The sequence below is a fragment of the Rhodococcus sp. FG69 genome (genome assembly GCF_057808915.1).
Window position 1 is genome coordinate 1 of sequence record NZ_JBMDIX010000089.1, and the last position, 2,668, is coordinate 2,668.

Annotated in this window: 2 protein-coding genes; both read left to right on the plus strand. The window is 57.8% G+C overall.

The genetic code is table 11. From position 1 onward, the window contains the following. Positions 1 to 440 precede the first annotated feature (440 nt). On the plus strand, positions 441 to 1,502 hold the full coding sequence (locus ACODSO_RS29040; protein ID WP_489040057.1) for a DUF4268 domain-containing protein: 1,062 nt from the start codon (positions 441 to 443) through the stop codon (positions 1,500 to 1,502). Then, positions 1,502 to 2,422: a DUF6615 family protein gene (locus ACODSO_RS29045; RefSeq protein ID WP_489040058.1), complete on the plus strand. Its 921-nt coding sequence runs from the start codon at positions 1,502 to 1,504 to the stop codon at positions 2,420 to 2,422. Before ACODSO_RS29040 ends, ACODSO_RS29045 begins: the two co-directional genes overlap by 1 nt. Positions 2,423 to 2,668 lie beyond the last annotated feature (246 nt).

The following is a 2,668-nucleotide window of genomic DNA, read 5'->3' on the forward strand; positions in this document are numbered from 1 at the left end:
AACCAATTAGCTATCGCATAGACGCTGGACTGCTATCGGGGGCCCAACCAGGCGGCCTCTGATTTAGTGTCGCTGCGCTTGATGGAGGCCATCGTCGCCGAGCGAATGGGCTTGGAGATCGTGGTCTTCAATCACAAGGTTGTGGGTTCAATGAGTTCGAGCTACCGGGACTATTTGCTGCGCACACGTAGATAAGTCTTGTGCAAGGTGTCTGAGATTCGCCAGGTCAGACGCCTCGGACGGGTTGGGACGCATCCCCGCTGGCACGTTGGGGATTAGAAAAGGTGTCGATGTGGGGAACCAAGGTCTTCTATAACTTGGTTAACAACAACCCTGCTCCCAGGGGGTGCGGGGGATGTGTCCCAAAGCGTCCAACGCGTGTGAGCAGCAATTTTGTGGACATCTCAACCCCAAGATGTGCTGGGCTGCATACTCGACCTGTGGAACTCGACAACAAGAACCTTGGCAGGCTCCGGAAAGTAGCGGACCCAAGGTCCGTTTGGTTCTCTGAATCTGGGGACTTCACGCCCTGGCTCGCGGAGAACATAGACGTTCTTGCAGAGGAACTGGGAATGACGCTAACCGTGGTCGCCACTGAGGTTCCCGTCGGAGACTTTCGGCTCGACATCCAGGCTGAAGATGGTCACGGCGGTGTGGTCATTATTGAAAACCAACTGGAGCGGACAGACCACGGCCACCTTGGGCAATGCTTGGTCTATGCCTCGGGGCTTAACGCGTCCGCCGCAGTATGGGTGTCGACGCAGTTCCGGGAAGAGTTTCGTAGCTCGCTGGACTGGCTGAACGAGCACACTGACAGTGACACCGGCTTTTTCGGCGTTGAGGTGAGCGTTGTGCAGATCGGCGACTCCGGTCCCCGCGCACCGGTCTTTACTGTCGTGTCGAGACCAAATGATTGGCAGAAGGCGGTGAAGACGGCCGGTGCCGGCGAAGCTAAGACTGTCAGCCCGCTCAATGCCACTCGTCAGGATTTCTTCATCGAAGCGCTGACGCTCATCAACGCGCAACGCCCCAGCGTGAGTGTGCCAACTAGGCAGCGAGGAAATTGGATTTCGTTCGCTGGTGGTCCGTTTGGCTACTGGAGCTTGTCTGTGACTGGCGAGAATCAGATACGCCTTGAGGCCTACATCGACTTGAGAGTTGACGTGGCTCTCAACAAGGCGCTTTTCGATCAGTTTCACGATGCCAAGGAGCGGTGGGACAGCGAGACTGGCATCCGCCTCAGCTGGGAGCGACTAAGCGACAAACAAGCCTCACGCATTGCGACCTATCACCCTGGCGAACTGGCAGAGGAGGAGGATTGGAGGATCGCGCTGGACTGGGTCGTGAGGTCCTTCGTCGCGATGTATGACGCCTTGAACATCCCGCTGCGCACACAAGCAAAGGCTCTTAGGCAAGGGTTCGCGCTGCAACAAGATGCGGAAGAAACAGCCGAGCACGACGCAGGGGGGCGTCTTCAGGACAGCGAAGAGCGGACAGTCTGATGGCTCGTGGCGCGAGACCGCTGGCTGGGCTGAAAACTGAGCTGGACCACCTGTCCACCGAGACGTGGGACAACCTTGAGTACGGCGACAAGAGCAGGATTAAGTTCCGCGAGGACTCGGTGACCGAGCACAATCTTCTCCGACTGCGTCTCAAGTTCCCACAGCTCAAAGTCTTCCGATTCAATCAGAATGAAGAGAAAGCAGTTGGGGCCGACTGGGAGTGGTGGATCGGTAGTCCCTCGGATGGTTGGTACTGCTTGCGAATCCAGGCAAAGCGAGCACACGGAAGCACATACAAGTATCTAGATCACCCAGGGGTCGCGCCCGGCGCTTACCAATACGACACCCTCATTGATAGCTGCCGTGGACTTGGATATATTTATCCGTTTCATGTCTTCTACAACGGATGCGAACTGCGTCGCTTCAGCTCTGATTATGTCGCTGCGATGTCGCGGTCACCTCACTGGCCGAAAGCCAAGACGCGGCAAGACCCGAAGCGCTGGGGCTGCGCTGCTGTCCCAAGTGACGCCGTTCGCGACCTGCACAGCACTGGCGGCCCAGATCGATCCAAAATCCTCCGCTACCTTGAGGTGGCGATGCCGTGGTCACATCTCTTTCTTCCGAGGGGGAGGGCTACACCTGGCCGGTCACTGGTCGGCGACTTCCATTTTCGTGCCTACGAAGCAACCCTCCGAGCCCAACCGGGCTACATGGACAACGATGTAGCGGCAGCGGTGGAGGACTTCGACGGCAGGTTAATACGGCGTCCAGAACTGCCAGCTTATGCCGAGGCTGTCAGATTAGATCAGACAGATGAGACCCAGAATATGAGCCCACCTGCACCTACCGTCGTCGTCCTGGATTGCGGTGCAGACGTCCAACAGGCGATCCGTTTCGTGCCAGTGGCGCGTATGCGGTGATGGGGACAGCGTGCCCACAAATCGCCCACAATTTGTGGGCAAACTGAGTGATGGCCGTTGAACCGCAGTGAGAAGAAAAGTCTGGTGAGAGCCATCGGGGCACGCTCTTCTGCGGCTCCGTGGGTTCAAATCCCTCCGCTTCCGCAACAAGTCCGGTGTCCAAGTCCGGTCTGCCCAAGGGTGGTCTGCCCATGACGGCGCTCATCGGAAGTGCTCAGCTTCGCTCAGCGAAAGTGCTCACCCGGT